The organism is Pseudovibrio sp. POLY-S9, assembly GCF_001431305.1.
Lineage (GTDB): Bacteria > Pseudomonadota > Alphaproteobacteria > Rhizobiales > Stappiaceae > Pseudovibrio.
This window is the reverse complement of the sequence record NZ_LCWX01000263.1, coordinates 98311-99330: the sequence shown is the minus strand read 5'-3', so window position 1 is coordinate 99330 and position 1020 is coordinate 98311. Positions and strand designations below refer to the sequence as shown.

The window sequence follows — 1020 nt, the reverse complement described above, 5'->3', positions numbered from 1 at the left end:
GCTCGTCTTCTGGAAACCCTGAAACACCTGCGCAATCTGGGCAACACTGTTATCGTGGTAGAACACGACGAAGACGCCGTCCTCACCGCGGATTACGTGGTGGATGTGGGTCCGGGCGCAGGTATCCATGGCGGACAAGTAGTTGCCAAAGGCACTCCAGATGAAGTGATGGCCAATCCGGCCTCCCTCACCGGCAAGTATCTTTCCGGCAAAATGAGCATTCCGCAACCAGATGAGCCGCGCAAGATTGATAAGAACCGTCAGATCAAGGTGTTCGGCGCACGCGGCAACAACCTCAAAGACGTGAATGCAACCGTCCCGCTTGGCACATTTACCTGCGTAACCGGCGTATCTGGTGGCGGCAAATCCACTTTCCTGATCGATACTGTCTACAAGGCAACCGCTCGTCGCCTCAATGGTGCACGCGACAACCCTGCCCCACATGACCGGATCGAAGGTCTGGAGCGCCTGGACAAAGTCATCGACATTGATCAGTCCCCAATTGGCAGAACGCCGCGTTCCAACCCGGCAACCTACACAGGCGCCTTCACTCCAATCCGAGAGTGGTTTGCAGGCATGCCGGAAGCAAAAACACGCGGCTATGCGCCGGGCCGCTTCTCCTTCAACGTAAAAGGCGGACGCTGCGAAGCCTGTCAGGGTGACGGTGTTATCAAGATCGAGATGCACTTCCTGCCCGATGTATATGTCACCTGTGATGTTTGTAAGGGCAAGCGCTACAATCGTGAGACACTGGAAGTTCAATTCAAGGGCAAATCCATTGCAGATGTATTGGACATGACCGTTGAAGAAGCAGCAAGCTTCTTCTCTGCCGTGCCATCCATCCGCGATAAAATGGAAACCCTCGCCCGCGTGGGCCTCGGCTACATCAAGGTCGGCCAGCAGGCCACCACCTTGTCCGGTGGTGAAGCACAACGTGTGAAACTGGCAAAAGAGCTTTCCAAGCGCTCAACTGGCCGCACGCTGTATATTCTGGACGAACCAACAACCGGTCTCCATTTC

At 55.4% G+C, this 1020-nt stretch carries 1 protein-coding gene; it reads left to right on the top strand.

Annotated features, from left to right (window positions below):
• A partial coding sequence (locus tag PPL9_RS31780) for an ATP-binding cassette domain-containing protein (RefSeq protein WP_244273515.1) occupies positions 1-1020 on the top strand: 1020 nt, incomplete at both ends.